A 17,658-nucleotide genomic window follows, 5' to 3' on the forward strand; every position below is an offset into this window, starting at 1 on the left:
AGACGCATCGTGTCACAAAGCTTCAACGAAAGGCCGACGATGACAGAACGATGGGCCCTGCACGTCTAGCGCGCAGGGCCCATCCTGGCATGGACCGGGTGTAACTGCAGCCCTCAGTACACCGCTCGGTCCCGTTATTGGCCTGTTTCGGCTCGGACACCGTCTCCATAGAGAATAGGTGAGCCTCACCTAAATCACAACGGGTTGACTCTACTCCTGGAAGTGATACCCATCACATTTAAGCCGAGGCGGGAATAATGGCAGGAGCTACGACCGGAGAGCGCCACTCTTGCCGCCACCGAAGCCGAATATGTGAGGCGCGGCCACGCACGGGCAGCCCGGCCTGAGCGAACGCATCGAGCAGTCCCCGCCCTCTGCGCAACGCCGCGGTGTCATCGCAACCCGCAAGCTGCGGCACGTAAGCGGCAGTACCGAGCACGGACTCACCGACCATGGCCCACATCCGCTCCGGCGAAACGCCAGTGAAGTCCGCGATTCGCTCAAAGACAGGTTCCAGTGTGCGCTGGCAACGGTGCGCCGTCCACACGATCAGAGCCTGCTCACATGGCAGCACGACCGTCCTTGGCGCCCTCGCCGCGGGGTCCCCGTGCAGCACGCGGAGAGCGGGATCGACCACGCCAGCCCAATCGATGCCGCCATCGGAGTCGTAATGCAGCCAGAGGTTGTCCATGCCGGGATCCCACGCGCGGCCCTCAAGCGCAATAAGTGCTGCTACCCGACCCACAACCGCGTGAACGACCATTATCACTACCTGCGCAGCTGCGAGATCTCCCGACCCCAACTCGCCAGTCATCCGGTGATGCATCTGTTCGAGCCGCTCCTCCGAAAGGACAGCCGCGAGTGGCCACCACCGGCGACGGGGCTCCCTGGCCATCCATGCGACCGCATAGATGCGCGGATAGTCAGGATCGAGCGCCCGCAATCGCTCACAACTAGACAGCAGTGGCACACGCAGCGCTTCAGGCGCCGCCCCGGGGGCCTCAAGACGTTCAGGGTCCCCGGCGTATCCCTCCGCGTGCACCACAATTCTCCCTCCAGTTGCGCCCCACAGTTTGAAGCAAGGTAAGCCTATACTTACTACGTCTTCCTGTGTAAGGATAGGGTGAATCACGTGTGATCTCACACACCTCCCACGAGGGCCAGAGGTCGGCCGGGTTTCCCAAACAACTTAGGCACGCGTAACCTTACTTCCCGTGACATCGACCCGTCCCCTGGCTCGCCTGCGCGAGGTACGACGCAGCCAGCGCGCTGGAAACGGCCTGGCTGGGCCCCCGAGACTCGCCGCGCCCGAACACCGCGGGCACAAGGAGATACCGGCCGGCCCGGCGCCGCTGCCACGACGTGTCGTCGCGGGCATCCTCGACCTGGCGGTGTGTGCGGCTCCGCTCGCCGTCGGCGGACTCATCGTGAGCGCGCTCGGTGATGATGCAGGCGGCGGACAGGCCGATCGTGCCGTGTTCGGTGCCTTCGCCCTCGTCATCACGGTCGTCGTCACAGTGTGGAATGTGGGCCACAAGGAAGGCCGCACCGGTCAGAGTGCCGGCAAAAAATGGACCGGCCTCGTCGTGCGAGATACAGACACCGGCCAGGCGATTGGGTCACGGCACGCACTTCGGCGGCGCAGCTACTCAGCGCTAGCGTTCGTCTCAATTGCTGGGCTGCTGCCGTCAGCTGCCCGCCCGGCCGGTACGACGTGGGCCGATGCTCGCACGAAAACGGAAGTCGTGCGCGAATCGACGGCCACCGCGGACGGTTTCATCGCCCGCGAGCGCGACATCAGCGTGCGGGCGCTCCGCCGCGCACGTCTAGTGGGGCTGCTCACGCTGGTGCTCATTCTGGTCGCCGTGGCCCTCGCGAGCGTCGCGATCGGCGCCCGGCCCCTCACACTGGCTGAGGTTCATCACGCGCTCGTCACACCCTCCGGGCTCGACACCGACATCGTGGTACGCACCCTGCGAGTGCCGCGCACGCTCCTCGCGATCGCAGTCGGAATCGCCATCGGCGTCGCTGGTGCGCTCATCCAGGGCCACACCCGAAACCCGCTGGCCGACCCCGGCCTTCTCGGCGTCAACGCCGGCGCCGCATTCGCGGTGGTGCTGTCGGTGTATCTGCTCGGGTTGTCGTCACCACTGCAATTCATCTGGTTCGCGTTTCTCGGCGCTCTCGTCGCGAGTGTCGCTGTCTTCTCTTTCGCGTCGATCGGCCGGGGCGGTGCCAGCCCGTTGACGCTGCCGCTTGCGGGTGTCGCAGTCGGCGCTTTCCTGATGGCCATGACCAACGCGATCGTGCTGCTTGACCGCGCCTCGCTCGACGCCTACCGGTTCTGGAATGTCGGTTCTGTCGCAGGCCGCGGTTTCGATGTGCTCATCCAGGTGCTCCCGTTCCTCGCACTCGGCGTCGTGCTCGCCCTCGCGAGCACGCCAGCGCTGAACCTGCTCAGCCTTGGGGAGGATGTCGCCCGCTCACTCGGCACGAACATCGCACTCAACCGCACCATCGGCATTCTCGCGATCACCCTCCTCACCGGTGCCGCCACAGCTGCGTGCGGCATGATCGCCTTTCTCGGCCTCGTCGTCCCGCACATAGCGCGGGCAATCACCGGACCCGATTACCGCTGGCTTGTTCCATTCTCTGGCCTGTGCGGCGCCATCATGCTCCTCACCGCCGACGTGGTGGGACGGGTGGTCGTGCGTCCGGGCGAACTCCAGATCGGAATCGTCCTCGCTCTCATTGGCGGCCCGTTCTTTATCGCGCTGGTGCGGCGGCGGAAGCTGGTGACCCTGTGACCACAACACCCACATTGATCAGCGATTACGCTCCGGACGCCCCGGCCACCGTGCCCTCACGCCCCGGACTGCGCCTGGGCCCGCTGTCGTTCGTCTGGCGGCCGCGCATGACAGCCATCACTGTGGCGCTCGCGGTCCTCGTCTTTCTGCTGATGTGTGTCAACATCGGCCGGGGCGACTATCCCATCGCGCTCGGTCAAGTGGTGGAGGTTCTCGGAGGCGGAGGTACGAGCGCCGAGCGCTTCATCATCGTCGACTTGCGGCTGCCGCGCTCACTAGTTGGGATCCTCGTCGGCATCGCGCTCGGTGTCGCGGGCGCGATTACGCAGTCCCTCACCCGCAATCCGCTCGCAAGTCCTGACATCCTCGGCATCAGCACCGGCGCGAGCGTGTTCGCGGTCGCGCTCATTGTTCTCACGGGCGGTTCCATTGCCGCGTTCCTCGGCATGTTCGGCCTGTCCGCCGCTGCCCTTATGGGGGCACTGATCACCGCTGTGCTGCTGTTCCTGTTGTCCTGGAAAGGCGGAGTCGACGGCTTCCGCCTCATTCTCATCGGTATCGCGGTCACCGCCGTCGGCCAGGCGCTGATCTATTGGATGCTGATCATTTCTGACATCCACGATGTGGCGCGCGCGCAGGCCTGGCTGGTCGGATCCCTCAATGGCCGAGACTGGCGCAACGTCTACCCCATGCTCACGGTAGTGCTCATTGTCGGGACGATTGCAGTCGTCGCGGCGTTCTATCTGGCAGTGCTGCGTCTTGGCGAGGATTCCGCGCAGGCGCTCGGTGTCCGGCTGCAGACCAGCCAGGCTGTGCTGCTGCTGTGTGCCGTGGGCCTCACCGCAGCGAGTGTCGCCGCCGCAGGCCCAATCGGCTTCGTCGGTCTCATGGCCCCTCAGATCGCGCTGCGACTGGTCCGCTCTGCCGGTCCGCCCATCATCGCGTCCGGGCTGACCGGCGCAGCCCTGGTTTTGCTTGCCGACATCGTCGCGCGCACGGTTCTTCCGGTCGAACTGCCCGCCGGGATCGTCACCGCCGCTCTCGGTGGCCCGTTCCTCCTTTACCTCCTGGTCCGCACGAATCGAAAGGTGTCAGCATGAGTGCCGCAGCACCGCAACCGCACGGGGACAGTGCGGCCACGAAAAGCCGGCTCCGCGCGGACAACGTCACGCTGAGCTACGGTGACAGGATCGTCATCGAAGACCTCAGCCTCGACATCCCGACTGGGGGCATCACCACCATCATCGGACCTAATGGCTGCGGCAAGTCCACCCTGCTGCGAGCGCTCGGGCGGCTTCTCAAACCACGGGCCGGCACCGTGACGCTCGACGGAAAACTCATCACGTCGATGCGCACCAAGGAAGTGGCACGTGTGCTCGGGATGCTCCCACAAGCACCCATCGCGCCAGAGGGGCTCACCGTGGCCGACCTTGTGTCGCGTGGCCGGCACCCGCACCAGTCCTGGGTGCGTCAGTGGTCCTCTGATGACGAAAAAGAGGTCTCGGCCGCACTCGAACTCACCGGCATCTCTGATCTCGCCGACCGCCCTATCAACGAACTTTCCGGGGGTCAGCGTCAGCGCGTGTGGATCTCCATGGCACTCGCGCAGGGCACCGACATTCTGCTGCTCGACGAGCCCACCACGTACCTCGACCTCTCCCATGCCATCGACGTTCTCGACCTCATCGACCAATTGCACGACGGGATGGGGCGCACAGTGGTGATGGTTTTGCACGACCTCAATCTGGCGGTGCGGTACAGCGATCACCTCGTTGTCATGAAGGACGGGCGCATCATCGCGCAGGGCAGGCCGCGTGATGTCATCACCGCGCAATTGCTTGCGACCGCGTTCGGTTTGCGTGCGACCGTCATCGACGATCCAGCGTCTGATGCCCCGCTGATCGTCCCGATTGGAACCCGGCACGTGCACAGCGAACTGGCCAGAGTGACTGAAATCACCCGATGAGTCCCTCGCTACGACTACCCGTAGTACGCATCTGCGTCGAAGACTCCGTAAAATAGTAAAAATGGCAGGTCTTGGAGAACTCGAGCGGGCGGTGATGGATCACTTGTGGTCCACCGCTGAGCCGCAGACCGTGCGCCAGGTGCACGAGGCCCTCGCAGAGCATCGCACGCTCGCGTACACGACGGTGATGACGGTTCTGCAGCGTCTCGCGAAAAAGAAGCTCGTCGCACAGGAGCGAGGTGAGCGCGCCTACCGCTACACCCCGGTTAGCGCACGCGAGGAACTCGTCGCCGAGCTCATGATGGATGCGCTCAAGCAAGCCGAAGAGTCCGGTGGGCGCGCCGCCGCACTCGTCCACTTCATCGAACGCGTCGATCCTACGGAAGTCGCCGCGCTGCGTGACGCGCTTGCGGCTCTCGACCTGCCGGAGACCTCCTCTGGTGACAGCCGCAAGCGCGAACGCTGACGGTGATTGGCGTAACGGGACTCGATTAATCGCGCCATCACCAGGCACACTAGAAGCGGACGAATAACCGCCGCCGGTGCCGGGCATCAGGGAGCAGTATGAGTGGAACGACCGCCGCAGCATTCGGCGCGCTTGCCGTGCTGCTCGCAGGACCCGTTCCAGCGCTGCTCAGCCGTGCAAAATGGCCGCTGCGCGCGCCCCGTGCCGCGCTCGTCCTGTGGCAGGCAATCGCACTGGCTGCCGTTCTCTCGGCCTTCAGCAGCGGCCTTGCCATCGCAAGCATGCTGCTCGTTCCGGGCCCGGATGGCCGCCCAACCACCTCCCCTACCGACGAGATCGCAGCGCTCGGCCTGCCGCTGTGGGTGCTCTCCGTCAGTGTGTTCGCCATCACCGTGCTTATCGGCGCGCGCCTGATGTACAGCACCGCACGCGTCGCGATCCGGACCCGGCGCCGCCGCTCGCATCACCGAATGCTGGTCGATCTGCTTGATCAGCGGGATCCGCGGCTCGCCGAGTACAGCACTGCGGATTTGCGCGTCCTTCAGCACGACGAACCCATGGCGTACTGCCTGCCTGGCCTGCGGCAGCGGGTGGTCGTGAGTGCAGGCACCCTCGACCAGCTCGCCCCCGCCGAACTCAGCGCGATCCTCGCGCACGAGCGTGCCCATCTGCGTGCCCGGCACGATCTCGTACTCGAGGCCTTCACCGCGGTTCATGAGGCGTTTCCCCGATTCGTTCGCAGTAAGTCCGCCCTCGGTTCCGTCCGCCTGCTCATCGAACTGCTCGCCGACGATGCCGCACTCCGCTCTACTGGCCCGCGCCCGCTCGCTCAGGCACTCGTCACCTGCGCAGCAAGCAAGACTCCTGAGGGAGCGATGGCGGCCGGCGGCCCCTCGACGCTAGTACGTATCCGGCGGCTCGCCGACGGCACCTACGACGCACGCGTCTCGGCCGCGGCTTACACCACAGCCATTCTGATCCTCGTCGGACCCACGATAGCGGTCGCGGTGCCGTGGCTGGTCGAGCTATCCCGACTTTTCGGGTTCACACACCGCTAGCGTTTCCGGCTGATCTTTAGCCGATACTCTGGACGTGTCATCGTGACATAAACAACACACGTTTACCGTCTAGGAACCCAAATGACCTCACCTGCTTCCTCCCGTCCGCTCGCGGATATCGGTGTGACCGGCCTCGCTGTGATGGGTGCCAATATCGCGCGGAATCTCGCCAGGCACGGGCACACTGTGGCGCTGCACAATCGCAGTGCCGGGCGCCTCGACGAGCTTCTCGACAAGCACGGCAGCGAAGGCACGTTTATCGGAGCGCGCAGCATCGAAGACTTCGTGGCTGCCCTCAAACGGCCCCGCCGTGCGCTCATCATGGTGCAAGCAGGTGCAGCGACCGATGCGGTCATCGATCAGCTCGCGGCGGCAATGGAGCCGGGTGACATCATCATCGACGGCGGCAATGCCCTCTACACCGATACGCAGCGCCGGGAAAAGACGCTCCGCGAACGCGGCATACACTTCGTGGGCGCCGGAATCTCGGGTGGTGAAGAGGGCGCGCTCAACGGCCCTTCCATCATGCCGGGCGGCTCGCGGGAGTCCTATGAATCTGTAGGTCCATTGCTCGAGTCGATCGCCGCTATTGTCGACGACACCCCCTGCTGCACCTACATCGGACCTGACGGTGCCGGGCACTACGTGAAGATGGTGCACAACGGCATCGAGTACGCCGACATGCAGCTTATCGGTGAGGCGTATCAGCTGATGTCCGGTGCCGCAGGTCTCTCCGCGAAGGACTCCGCCGCCGTGTTCGCCGAATGGAACAAGGGCGTGCTCGAAAGCTATCTCATCGAGATCACGGCGGACGTGCTCGCGCACACCGACGCGGCGACGGGCCAGCCACTCGTCGACGTTGTCGTTGACGCTGCCGGCCAGAAGGGCACCGGCCGCTGGACAGTGAAGTCCGCGCTCGATCTGGGTATTCCCGTCACGGGTATCGCCGAAGCCGTGTTCGCGCGCGCGGTCTCTGGCGCGCGTGAATTGCGGACCGCGGCGAAAGAGCTTGCGGGTTCCCCACTCGCCGCGACGGTCGCCGAGGTGTTCCCAGGCCTCACTATCGAAACGTTCGTCGATGATATCCATGCCGCGCTCTACGCATCCAAGGTCGTGGCGTATGCGCAGGGCTTCGATCAGCTTGCCGCGGGCAGCCGCGAGTATGGCTGGGACTTGACGCTCGGCGATCTCGCGACGATCTGGCGGGGCGGGTGCATCATCCGCGCCCAGTTCCTGGGCCGCATCCGCGACGCGTACGCGGCGAATCCTGAGCTGCCGAGCCTATTGCTCGACCCGTACTTCCGCGATGCCGTCGAGTCAGCGGCAGCTAGCTGGCGGCGAGTCGTCACCGTGGCCGCCCAACTCGGTGTGCCGGTTCCTGGTTTCAGCTCCGCGCTGGCCTACTACGACAGTGTGCGCGCGGACCGGTTGCCCGCAGCGCTCATCCAGGGTTTGCGCGACTACTTCGGTGCACATACGTACGAGCGGATCGACAAACCCGGCCACTTCCATACTTTGTGGAGCGGTGACCGCAGCGAAATCACCATCTGAGAGGACACCACGTGCGCTTCCTCGAATCGGCGGGCCCGCTGCAGGGCACCCAGTTCGACCTCACCTATGACGACGTCTTTCTCGTGCCGCGCCGCACATCAGTACCGTCACGGTTCGACGTTGACCTCGGTACATGCGATGGGTCGGGCGCGACGATCCCGATCGTCGTCGCGAATATGACAGCCGTTGCAGGACGCCGCATGGCGGAAACCGTCGCCCGGCGCGGTGGACTTGTCGTCCTGCCCCAGGATCTGCCGGAGGACGCCGCAGCGGAAACAATCGCGTTCGTCAAGAACCGGCACCTCATCGCCGACACGCCGGTCACACTGACACCCGATCGCGCCGTGTACGAGGGGCTGACGTTGATGAATCGGCGCGCTCACGAAGCAGCGGTCATCGTGGAGGCGCAGCGCCCCCTCGGCTTGCTCACCGCAGCGGCGTGCGATGGCATCGACCGGTACACCCGCGTGCACGACGTGATGGTGACCGATTTCGTGTGCGTCGGCGCGGATACTGATCCGCGCAAGGTATTCGACCTTCTCGAGGCGCATCACGAGAAGGTCGCCGTCCTCACCCATGACGACGGTACACTCGCGGGCGTTTTGACCAAACTCGGTGCGCTGCGCACCGGGCTTTACCAGCCGAATCTCGACTCGAACGGAGCGCTCCGTGTGGCGGCTGCCGTGGGCATCAACGGTGACGTCGGCGCGAAAGCCGCCGCGCTCGCCGATGCGGGGGCTGATCTGCTCGTCGTCGATACCGCCCACGGGCATCAAGAGCGGATGATCGAAGCCGTTGCCGCGGTCCGCAGCCGGGATCTCAGGGTGCCCATCGCGGCCGGCAACGTCGTCACCCCGGAGGGGACGCTGGACCTTATCGACGCTGGCGCCGACATCGTCAAGGTCGGAGTCGGTCCTGGCGCGATGTGCACCACCCGGATGATGACGGGTGTCGGGCGTCCCCAGTTGTCAGCGGTCGTGGAATGTGCGGCAGCAGCACGCTCTCGCGATGCGCACGTGTGGGCGGACGGCGGTGTTCGGCATCCGCGTGACGTCGCACTGGCGCTGGCGGCGGGCGCGTCTAATGTGATGATCGGGTCGTGGTTCGCTGGCACCTACGAGTCGCCTGGTGACCTTAGATTCGACGAATCTGGAACGGCATACAAGGAGAGCTTCGGTATGGCGTCCAAGCGTGCGGTCGCCGCGCGCACCTCGGGGGACGAACCGTACGACCGTGCCCGAAAGGCACTGTTCGAAGAAGGCATTTCTTCGTCCCGGATGCGCATTGATCCGGAGCGGCCGGGTGTGGAAGACCTCATTGACCAGATTTGCTCCGGGGTGCGCAGCGCGTGCACCTATGCCGGTGCGCGAACGCTTGAGGAGTTCACGGAACGCGCAGTGCTTGGTGTGCAATCTCCGGCCGGCTTTGCGGAAGGACGCCCGCGGCCCGGCGGATGGTGAAAATGCGGAAAAGGTCACACCGGCGGAATTGATCTCGAAAACTGTCCGATTACCCTAATTGACTGTTTAAGGTGTGGGTCATGAAGGGTTTGCTCGTGGGTGTCATCGCGGCGGTAGTCGCTGTCGTTATCGGTGCTGTTCTCTTCTTCTTTTTTATCGATCGGACGGCAACGACGGAACACCCACAGGAAAACCGGACCTACGCAATTGAGGGCCGCCAGCAGACATGTGCGGAGTTCTTCGGCGAAACCTGTGACTTTGAAACGCAAGACGGCTTCAACCGCTGGGGTGATCAACTCGATGAGTTCATCGTTGACGAGCGGCGTATGGGCTCGTTCGCGCGTGACATCGGATTCACCGAGACCGGAAAAATCGCACTGCGTGCCTGCGTGCTGACGCAGTCTTCCGGCAACACCGTCGACGACCTTGTCGAGTACACACGCCGGGACCACCCGGAGGCCACCACCGCGCAGGTCTTCCCGATCTGGAACGCCGCGCGCTGGCATCTGTGCCCGCTGCCGCGCTAATTCCCCGCACCGACTGTGCGTTGGCTCTCAGCGCCGTGCTGCGGATCCCCCATTCACGCCCATTCGGCGGTAGAGTAGTCGCTCTGCAACTCGATTTCCCATATCCACGCTCCGCATCGCGTGCGGGCGTGTCCGAAAGAAAGGAAGACGGTGCCCGAGGCACCCGCTCAGCCGCTCGTCAGCGCCGAAATTGGCGCCGCCAGCGAAGATGGCTCAGCAGACGATTCCGCTCCGGGATCCTCTAGCTGGCCGGGATCCAAACCCGGCCTTACCTCCCACTCTCGTGACGTACGCCTTGCAGGTGACGCCTGATGGACGTCGTCATTTCCCTCCTCAGCTTGCTGGGGTTCATCGCGCTGACCGCCGGAACCGCGATGTTCGTCGCCGCCGAGTTCTCCCTCACTGCCCTCGAACGAACCGTCGTCGACGCGCACGCTCGCGATGGAGATCTTCGGGCCCGTCAGGTGCAGCATGCGCACCGGACGCTGTCGTTCCAGCTCTCCGGCGCACAACTCGGCATCACACTCACCACCCTCATAACCGGATACCTCGCCGAGCCGGTGCTCGCCCGATTCCTGCTGCCTCTCTTCGATGCCATTGGAGTGCCCGATGCCAGCGCGGGTGGGCTCTCACTCGCCGTCGCGCTTATCCTCGCAACCTCGTTGTCCATGGTGTACGGCGAACTAGTCCCGAAGAACCTCGCTATCGCTCGCCCACTCCCCACCGCACGCGCTGCAGCAGGCTTCCAGGCAGGGTTCTCTTTTCTGTTCAAACCAGCTATCACCGGCCTCAATGGTGCTGCAAATAAAATGGTCCGGAGGCTGGGCATCGAACCTGCCGATGAATTGCGCTCCGCGCGGTCACCGGAGGAACTCATCGCTCTCGTGCGCAACTCCGCAGTGCACGGTTCGCTCGATGAAGCTACCGCGACTCTTGTCGACCGGTCCCTGAAGTTCGGTGAACTCACCGCGGAAGACCTCATGACACCCCGTGTGAAGATTGAGTCGCTCGCGGAAAGTGACACCGCTGCAAGCCTGCTGGCTGCGGCGCACCGCACCGGACATTCACGCTTCCCCGTCACTGGCGGTGATCTCGATGACACGCTCGGTGTGGTCCACGTGAAAGATGCCTTCATCATCGCGCCCGCCGACCGCACAACCACTCCTGTCACGCAGCTGCTGCAGCAGGTGCCCGTCGTGCCGTCGTCGCTTGACGGAGACGCGGTACTCGACCGAATCCGCTCGCACGGATTGCAGATCGCTCTCGTGGTCGACGAGTACGGAGGCACTGCAGGCGTGGTCACAATGGAAGATCTCATCGAAGAAATCTTCGGTGACGTGCGCGACGAACATGACGACACCGAAGCCGAAGTCGCGGAGACCAGCGCGGGCTGGGAGCTCTCCGGATTGCTTCGCGTCGATGAGGTTGACGCCGCCACCGGCTACGTCGCCCCCGAGGGCGAATACGAGACACTGGGCGGTCTCGTACTCAGCGCCCTCGGACGGCTGCCCGTCGAGGGGGAACGCGTAATCCTGCCCCCCTCGAATGCCCGGCGCACCGGCGACGGTTTCGAAGACACACCAGAGTTGTGGGAGGCCGCGGTTCTCCGCATGGACGGCCGCCGGATCGACCGTGTAACTATCGCACCGATCGCGGCGCACGAGACACAGAAGGCCGCGAGCGAGGAGGTGAGCCATGACGGGTGACCTGCTTGCCATCGGTCTTATGATCGTGCTCTTGCTAGGCAACGGCTTCTTCGTCGGTGCCGAGTTCGCACTGATCTCCGCGCGACGGGACCGCCTCGAAGCGCTCGAGGAGCAGGGACACAAACGCGCTCGCAGCGTGATTCACGCCGGTGAGCAACTGTCACGCATGCTCGCTGGAGCGCAGCTCGGTATCACGATCTGTTCGATCCTGCTCGGACGCGTCGCAGAGCCCGCGATCGCGCACCTCATCGAGGTACCGCTGGAAGCAATCGGAATTCCGTCGGCCCTGTTGCACCCGATCGCGTTCACGATCGCACTTGCGATCGTCGTGGTGCTGCACATCCTGGTTGGCGAAATGGTCCCGAAGAACATCGCGATTGCCGGTCCGGAGCGCACCGCGATGCTACTCGTCCCCGCGCACGTTTTCGTGACCCGTCTGATGAGCCCGCTGATTTCCCTGTATAACTTTCTCGCGAACCTCACGCTGCGTCTGTTCCGCGTCCAGCCGCGAGACGAACTCGACTCAGCGGTCTCAGTCCGTGAACTCGCGGACATGCTGCGAGAATCGCGCTCCGAGGGCCTGATCGATGAAGACGAGCACCGCCGTCTGGTCCGGACGCTGCGTACCGCCGGACGCACCGTCGCGGACGTCCTGATCCCCGTGACCCGGGTACGCAGTCTCCCTCTCGCGGCGGGCGGCCCGACGTTGTCGGCCATCGAGAACGCTGTCGCAGAGACAGGTTTCTCCCGTTACCCGGTCGCGGACGTCAGCGGCGAGTACGTCGGTTACCTGCATCTCAAAGACGCACTTGACGCGGTGATCGACGACGCCGCGGGCCCGGCCACCGTGCTCCCCGCGGACCTGATACGCCCGCTGCCGGCGATAGCTGGCAGCACCCCACTCGACGAGGCGCTCGCCGCGCTGCGGCTGGAGTCGAGCCATCTGGGCAAAGTGGTGTCGTCGACGGGCCGCACGGTAGGTATCGTGGCGCTCGAGGATCTTGTCGAGGAGTTCATCGGACGTGTCCGGGACAGCACGCACCGCAGGCGATAGGGATTTCGGGGTGAGGAGAGCGCTGCCGCACGTGCTGAGCGAGTCAGAATGGCAGGCGCGCGCAGCAGCCCATCACGCCCGCGCGGACGCTCATCTCAGCCCGCACCTGCGGCGGCAGGCACGAGGTGAACGCCATCCAGTGCTGGATTTCCTTTTTACCTACTACAGCCTGCGGCCCGCGCAACTGCGCCGCTGGCATCCCGGTTACGGCGTGCTTCTGCACAACGCCCCGGAATACGCGCGGCTGCGGGGCTACCGCGCCGAAGGCGACCTGAGCACCGCGTCGCAGAGCTACGCAGCGCGCCGTGCTGAATCGCTCACCTTCGTCGCCAGCCTGCTGGAAAACACCGAAGCGAAACCGCCACAGCTGGGCTGTTTCGGCCTGCATGAGTGGGCGATGGTCTACGGCAGCGACCCGGTGGATGTGCGTCACGCTGGGGTGCCGCTGCGCCTCGGGCATCGCGGCACGGATGAGGTGGTGGAATCATTGCAGCTGCGGTGCACGCATTACGACGCGTTCCGGTTCTTCACCACACCGGCTGCGCCGCGAAACACGCTGCAGTTAACGCGTGCCGACCAACTCGACCGGGAACAGCCAGGCTGTGTCCACGCGTCAATGGATCTCTACAAGTGGTGCTACAAGCTGCTGCCGCTCACGGACTCAGAGCTGCTCTTGGATTGCTTTGAGCTTGCAATTCGTGCCCGCGAACTGGACATGCGCGCGAGCCCCTACGACCTCAGCGAGTTCGGCTACCCGCCGGTGCGGATCGAAACACCCGCCGGCCGTGCGGAGTACGTCCGGGGCCAGCAAGAACTGCGCCTGGCGGCCGGGCCACTCCGTGCGCGTCTGCTGCAACGCTGCCGGGAGGTTCTCGCTGACCTGGCGTGATGCGTCAGCCGGTAGCCGGAGGAGGAAGTACGACCTGTCCGATCGGGCCCGGATTCCAGGCAATTTCCCAGCGAAAGCCGTCAGGGTCGGCGAAGTAGCCGGTGTACCCGCCCCACGCACGTTCCTGACCGTCGTGGACGGGATCCGCTCCGGCGCGCCGGGCCGTTGCGAGCACCGCATCGACTTCGGGCCGAGTGGCTACGTTGTGGGCAAGCGTGAACGGGGCCACTCCCTCGCCATGGACAATAGGCCCCACTTCCGCCTCGAATTGACGCTTATCCCACAGTGACAGCACGACATGCGCGCCGACCTGGAACATCAGAACCTCACCGGGCACCTCCATGGCGGGTTCCCAGCCCAGGCCGTCGACGTAAAACCGCCGGGACGCGGCTAGGTTCCGAACAGCGAGAGTGACAAAGCTGACGCGCATTTCCATGACTTCACACTCGCACGCACCGGCGGGCGCGCACAGCCGTCACGCACACCTTTATGATCAGAGACAAGTTCGGATACCCTCCCGTACCTTTTAAGACCCAGATAGCCGCGCGGAATATGTGCGGGGGCATTACTGCTGAGTAGAAAACAGCTCGACAATCCAGTCCAGAAGCTACCTGACACCGACAGCCCAGACATGCCCGAGAAGGCTCACAGGTTGGCCGGTGATGCCGCCGGGTACCCTTGGTGGAGCTTCGGGCAGCCTTGCACGCTCGTGATACCGCCGATGCGGGCGGGTGTGTGGAACGAAATTCATAGAAGTGAGGCGATGAATGACTGAGCGCGTGACCGTTGGCAGCCTGCAGGTTGCCAAGGTTCTGTACGACTTCGTGGTTAACGAGGCAATCCCTGGTACCGGTGTTGACGCCGACGCGTTCTGGGCCGGCGCCGAGTCCGTAATCACTGACCTCGCTCCCAAGAACAAAGAACTGCTGGCGAAGCGGGACGAACTCCAGAGCAAGATCGATGCGTGGCATGGCGAGAACCGCGGTTCTTTCAGCGCAGGCGAGTACAAGTCTTTCCTCACCGAGATCGGTTACCTGGAGCCTGAACCCGCTGACTTCTCCGTCACCACCGCAGGTGTGGATGCTGAGATCGCGGAAACCGCAGGGCCGCAGCTCGTCGTCCCGATCCTCAACGCCCGGTTCGCGATCAACGCGGCTAACGCTCGCTGGGGCTCGCTGTACGACGCGCTTTATGGCACCGACGTCATCCCAGAGGACGGCGGTGCCGAGAAGGGCAGCAGCTACAACAAGGTCCGTGGCGACAAGGTGATCGCCTACGCGCGCAAGGTCCTCGACGATGCCGCACCGCTCGCCCAGGGCTCCCACGCCGACAGCACCAAATACGCGATCACCAACGGGCATCTGCAGGTAACCCTCGCTGACGGGTCGACAACCAGCCTTGCCAGCGGCGCCACACTCGCTGGCTACACCGGTGACATCAATTCGCCGTCGGCGCTGCTCATCAAGCACAATGGCCTGCACGCGGAGATTCAGATCGACCCGGAAAGCCCGGTTGGCCAGACCGACCCGGCGGGTGTCAAAGATGTCGTGCTCGAGTCCGCGATCACCACGATCATGGACTTCGAAGACTCGGTTGCGGCCGTCGACGCCGACGACAAGGTGCTCGGCTACACGAACTGGCTCGGCCTCATGAAGGGCGACCTCTCTGAGGAAGTCAGTAAGGGCGGTAAGACCTTCACTCGCACGATGAACCCGGACCGGGAATACACCACACCGGACGGCCGCACTCTGGCCCTGCCCGGCCGGTCACTGCTGTTCGTCCGCAACGTTGGTCATCTGATGACGTCAGATGCGATCCTCGACGCCGACGGCAACGAGATTCCCGAAGGTATCCTCGACGGGCTGATCACGTCGCTGATCGGTCTGCACAGCCTGCGTGGCGACTACCCGTTGAAGAACAGCCGCACGGGTTCGCTTTACATCGTGAAGCCGAAGATGCATGGCCCCGAAGAAGTCGGCTTCACCGTCGAACTGTTCCGCCGTGTCGAGCAAATCCTCGATTTGCCCGAGAACACGCTGAAGGTCGGCATCATGGATGAAGAGCGCCGTACTTCGGTCAACCTCAAAGCGTGCATCGAGGTGGCGAAGGAACGCGTGGTCTTCATCAACACCGGGTTCCTCGACCGGACCGGCGACGAGATCCACACGTCAATGGAGGCCGGTCCGTTCGTGCCGAAGGCGGAGCAGAAGGCACAGCGCTGGTTCAACACCTACGAGGACGCCAACGTCGACGCCGGTCTGGCCACTGGGCTGCCCGGTCACGCGCAAATCGGTAAGGGCATGTGGGCGATGACCGACCTCATGGCCGCGATGGTGGAACAGAAGATCGGGCAGCCGAAATCAGGTGCGAGCACGGCCTGGGTGCCCTCGCCCACCGCTGCCACGCTGCACGCGATGCATTACCACCAGGTTGACGTGTTCTCCGTCCAGGAAGAACTGAAAAGCCGGACCCCAGCCAACATCGAGGATCTGCTCACCATCCCCCTCGCGGCCGATGCCGCCGAGTGGGACCCGCAGACCGTCCAGCGGGAGGTCGACAACAACTGCCAGTCGATCCTCGGCTACGTTGTGCGCTGGATCGACCATGGCGTTGGATGCTCGAAGGTGCCTGACATCAACGATGTCGCACTTATGGAGGACCGCGCCACACTCCGGATCTCCAGCCAAACCCTGGCGAACTGGCTGTGCCACGGCATCATCAACAAAGATCAGGTGATGGATAGCCTCAAGCGCATGGCGGAGGTCGTGGACCGGCAGAACGCCGGCGACCCCACGTACAAGCCGATGGCACCGAACTTCGACGGCAACATCGCCTTCGAAGCAGCTGCCGAACTGATCATCGAGGGTGGCAAGCAGCCCAGCGGCTACACCGAGCCGATCCTGCACCGCCGCCGCCGCGAGTTCAAAGCCGCGAACAAGTAAGCCGGAAACAATCGAGACGACAAGGGTGGGTGCGCATGCGCACCCACCCTTGTGTATTGCGGGAGTGTGGGTGCGAGCGTGCTGATCTTTCTCCTCGTGGTGGGCGCGTTCCTGGGCGCCGTGCACTATTGGCTGTACCGGCGGTTCGCGCGAGCGGCGGAACTACCGCGCGGCGGACGCATAGCCGTTGCCGCCGTGCTCAGTGCTGGCTGGCTCCTCGCGGTTATTGGGTTCGGCAGCGGAACGTATTTCGCGACGTCATGGGCGCGGCCACCGGGCTATGTCGGAATGGTGTGGCTCTCCGTTGTGTTCTATCTGTGGCTCGGTGCCGTCCTTATTGCGCTGCTCCTGCTGGCCGGGCGACTCCTGCGCTTTGCCGCGGCGCGCCCTGGCGACCGTAGGCGCCGAGTTTTCGTTCGCGCAACCAGTATCCTGACCGCGACCGTCGCGGTCGGAGCTTCCATTTACGGGGCTATCGTCGCACAGCACCCCCGTGCCACACACACCGTGGTGGAACTGCCCGGACTGCCTGCGGAATTCGACGGGACACGTGTGGCCGTGATTGCTGACCTGCACGTCGGGCCCGCGCTCGGCGCCAGCTTCACGCAGAAAGTCGTCGACCTCGTTACCGCCCAAGAGCCTGACATGATCGTGCTGCCCGGTGACCTGATCGACGGCACCGTCGCGAAAGTCGGTGCCGATATCGAGCCCCTCAGCGCGCTCGACGCCCCACTTGGTGTTTACGCAGTCAGCGGTAACCACGAGTACTACGCGGACGACGTGAACGCCTGGCTGGACTACTGGGAAACGCTGGGGCTCACTGTGCTGCGCAACGAGCACCAGACCGTGTTTCGTGACGGCGCAGCGCTCGATGTCGCCGGTGTGCATGATTACGATGCGCCCGAGCCGGACCCCGCCGATATGGCCGCTGCACTTGAAGGCCGGAACCCGGAGAACGCCGTCATGCTCGTTGCGCACCAGCCGCTACACAGCAGCGAAGCCGCCGCCAACGGCGTCGACCTGCAGATTTCGGGTCACACGCACGGTGGCCAGATGTGGCCGTTCCATTTCGCGGTGAAACTGGTGCATGACACGGCGCTGGTCGGCCTTGACCAGGTCGGACCCACCACGCTGTACACGACGAGTGGTGTCGGTGCGTGGGGGCCACCTGTGCGTGTCGGCGCGCCGCCGGAGGTGCCTATTCTCGAGCTGCGCTCACGCTAAGCAGCGAG

15 protein-coding genes are annotated in these 17,658 nt (G+C 64.4%); 13 read left to right on the top strand and 2 right to left on the bottom strand.

The window, feature by feature from the left end:
- Positions 1 to 238: 238 nt before the first annotated feature.
- Positions 239 to 1,045: a hypothetical protein gene (locus ONR57_RS14315; protein ID WP_265124191.1), complete on the bottom strand. Its 807-nt coding sequence runs from the start codon at positions 1,043 to 1,045 to the stop codon at positions 239 to 241.
- A gap of 235 nt (positions 1,046 to 1,280) precedes the next feature.
- On the opposite strand from ONR57_RS14315, the gene ONR57_RS14320 reads away from it, so the two are divergent.
- The 11 genes from ONR57_RS14320 (at position 1,281) to ONR57_RS14370 (ending at position 13,484) form a co-directional block, all read left to right on the top strand.
- Positions 1,281 to 2,807: an iron chelate uptake ABC transporter family permease subunit gene (locus ONR57_RS14320; RefSeq protein ID WP_265124317.1), complete on the top strand. Its 1,527-nt coding sequence runs from the start codon at positions 1,281 to 1,283 to the stop codon at positions 2,805 to 2,807.
- A gap of 107 nt (positions 2,808 to 2,914) precedes the next feature.
- Positions 2,915 to 3,907: an iron chelate uptake ABC transporter family permease subunit gene (locus ONR57_RS14325; protein WP_265124318.1), complete on the top strand. Its 993-nt coding sequence runs from the start codon at positions 2,915 to 2,917 to the stop codon at positions 3,905 to 3,907.
- On the top strand, positions 3,904 to 4,773 hold the full coding sequence (locus ONR57_RS14330) for an ABC transporter ATP-binding protein (RefSeq protein WP_265124192.1): 870 nt from the start codon (positions 3,904 to 3,906) through the stop codon (positions 4,771 to 4,773). Before ONR57_RS14325 ends, ONR57_RS14330 begins: the two co-directional genes overlap by 4 nt.
- 61 nt (positions 4,774 to 4,834) lie before the next feature.
- On the top strand, positions 4,835 to 5,239 hold the full coding sequence (locus tag ONR57_RS14335; RefSeq protein ID WP_279347818.1) for a BlaI/MecI/CopY family transcriptional regulator: 405 nt from the start codon (positions 4,835 to 4,837) through the stop codon (positions 5,237 to 5,239).
- A gap of 98 nt (positions 5,240 to 5,337) precedes the next feature.
- The gene (locus ONR57_RS14340; RefSeq protein WP_265124193.1) at positions 5,338 to 6,297 is read left to right on the top strand and encodes a M56 family metallopeptidase; all 960 of its coding nucleotides are present in this window, start codon (positions 5,338 to 5,340) and stop codon (positions 6,295 to 6,297) included.
- Between the two features lie 81 nt (positions 6,298 to 6,378).
- Positions 6,379 to 7,848, top strand: coding sequence for an NADP-dependent phosphogluconate dehydrogenase (gndA, locus tag ONR57_RS14345; RefSeq protein WP_265124194.1), 1,470 nt, complete (start codon positions 6,379 to 6,381; stop codon positions 7,846 to 7,848).
- A gap of 11 nt (positions 7,849 to 7,859) precedes the next feature.
- Positions 7,860 to 9,308, top strand: coding sequence for a GuaB1 family IMP dehydrogenase-related protein (locus tag ONR57_RS14350; RefSeq protein WP_265124195.1), 1,449 nt, complete (start codon positions 7,860 to 7,862; stop codon positions 9,306 to 9,308).
- A gap of 80 nt (positions 9,309 to 9,388) precedes the next feature.
- Positions 9,389 to 9,835: a hypothetical protein gene (locus ONR57_RS14355; protein WP_265124196.1), complete on the top strand. Its 447-nt coding sequence runs from the start codon at positions 9,389 to 9,391 to the stop codon at positions 9,833 to 9,835.
- Between the two features lie 311 nt (positions 9,836 to 10,146).
- Positions 10,147 to 11,541: a hemolysin family protein gene (locus ONR57_RS14360; protein WP_265124197.1), complete on the top strand. Its 1,395-nt coding sequence runs from the start codon at positions 10,147 to 10,149 to the stop codon at positions 11,539 to 11,541.
- Positions 11,531 to 12,595 carry a hemolysin family protein gene (locus tag ONR57_RS14365; protein ID WP_265124198.1) on the top strand — a complete coding sequence of 355 codons (1,065 nt, stop codon included), beginning with the start codon at positions 11,531 to 11,533 and terminating at the stop codon, positions 12,593 to 12,595. The genes ONR57_RS14360 and ONR57_RS14365 overlap by 11 nt, the downstream gene beginning before the upstream one ends.
- Before the next feature lie 22 nt (positions 12,596 to 12,617).
- Positions 12,618 to 13,484, top strand: coding sequence for a 3-methyladenine DNA glycosylase (locus tag ONR57_RS14370; protein WP_374116450.1), 867 nt, complete (start codon positions 12,618 to 12,620; stop codon positions 13,482 to 13,484).
- 4 nt (positions 13,485 to 13,488) lie between these two features.
- Here the strand turns inward: ONR57_RS14370 and ONR57_RS14375 are convergent, their stop codons facing one another.
- Positions 13,489 to 13,920 (bottom strand): VOC family protein, encoded by a 432-nt coding sequence (locus ONR57_RS14375; RefSeq protein WP_265124199.1) that lies wholly within the window; start codon positions 13,918 to 13,920, stop codon positions 13,489 to 13,491.
- Positions 13,921 to 14,251: 331 nt separating this feature from the next.
- On the opposite strand from ONR57_RS14375, the gene ONR57_RS14380 reads away from it, so the two are divergent.
- Both ONR57_RS14380 and ONR57_RS14385 read left to right on the top strand, forming a co-directional pair.
- Positions 14,252 to 16,426 (top strand): malate synthase G, encoded by a 2,175-nt coding sequence (locus ONR57_RS14380; RefSeq protein WP_265124200.1) that lies wholly within the window; start codon positions 14,252 to 14,254, stop codon positions 16,424 to 16,426.
- A gap of 81 nt (positions 16,427 to 16,507) precedes the next feature.
- Positions 16,508 to 17,650, top strand: a complete 1,143-nt coding sequence (locus tag ONR57_RS14385) for a metallophosphoesterase (RefSeq protein WP_265124321.1) — start codon at positions 16,508 to 16,510, stop codon at positions 17,648 to 17,650.
- The last annotated feature ends 8 nt before the right edge of the window (positions 17,651 to 17,658 follow it).

Source organism: Hoyosella sp. YIM 151337 (genome assembly GCF_026041215.1).
Classification (GTDB): Bacteria; Actinomycetota; Actinomycetes; order Mycobacteriales; family Mycobacteriaceae; genus Hoyosella.

What these genes read in the sequence shown, in the direction of transcription:
- ONR57_RS14365 (WP_265124198.1), top strand. Translation starts at nt 11,531, where the DNA reads ATGACGGGTGACCTGCTTGCCATCGGTCTTATGATCGTGCTCTTGCTA.
- ONR57_RS14330 (WP_265124192.1), top strand. Translation starts at nt 3,904, where the DNA reads ATGAGTGCCGCAGCACCGCAACCGCACGGGGACAGTGCGGCCACGAAA.
- ONR57_RS14360 (WP_265124197.1), top strand. Translation starts at nt 10,147, where the DNA reads ATGGACGTCGTCATTTCCCTCCTCAGCTTGCTGGGGTTCATCGCGCTG.
- ONR57_RS14340 (WP_265124193.1), top strand. Translation starts at nt 5,338, where the DNA reads ATGAGTGGAACGACCGCCGCAGCATTCGGCGCGCTTGCCGTGCTGCTC.
- ONR57_RS14380 (WP_265124200.1), top strand. Translation starts at nt 14,252, where the DNA reads ATGACTGAGCGCGTGACCGTTGGCAGCCTGCAGGTTGCCAAGGTTCTG.
- ONR57_RS14355 (WP_265124196.1), top strand. Translation starts at nt 9,389, where the DNA reads ATGAAGGGTTTGCTCGTGGGTGTCATCGCGGCGGTAGTCGCTGTCGTT.
- ONR57_RS14325 (WP_265124318.1), top strand. Translation starts at nt 2,915, where the DNA reads ATGACAGCCATCACTGTGGCGCTCGCGGTCCTCGTCTTTCTGCTGATG.
- gndA (WP_265124194.1), top strand. Translation starts at nt 6,379, where the DNA reads ATGACCTCACCTGCTTCCTCCCGTCCGCTCGCGGATATCGGTGTGACC.
- ONR57_RS14335 (WP_279347818.1), top strand. Translation starts at nt 4,835, where the DNA reads ATGGCAGGTCTTGGAGAACTCGAGCGGGCGGTGATGGATCACTTGTGG.
- ONR57_RS14375 (WP_265124199.1), bottom strand. Translation starts at nt 13,920, where the DNA reads ATGGAAATGCGCGTCAGCTTTGTCACTCTCGCTGTTCGGAACCTAGCC.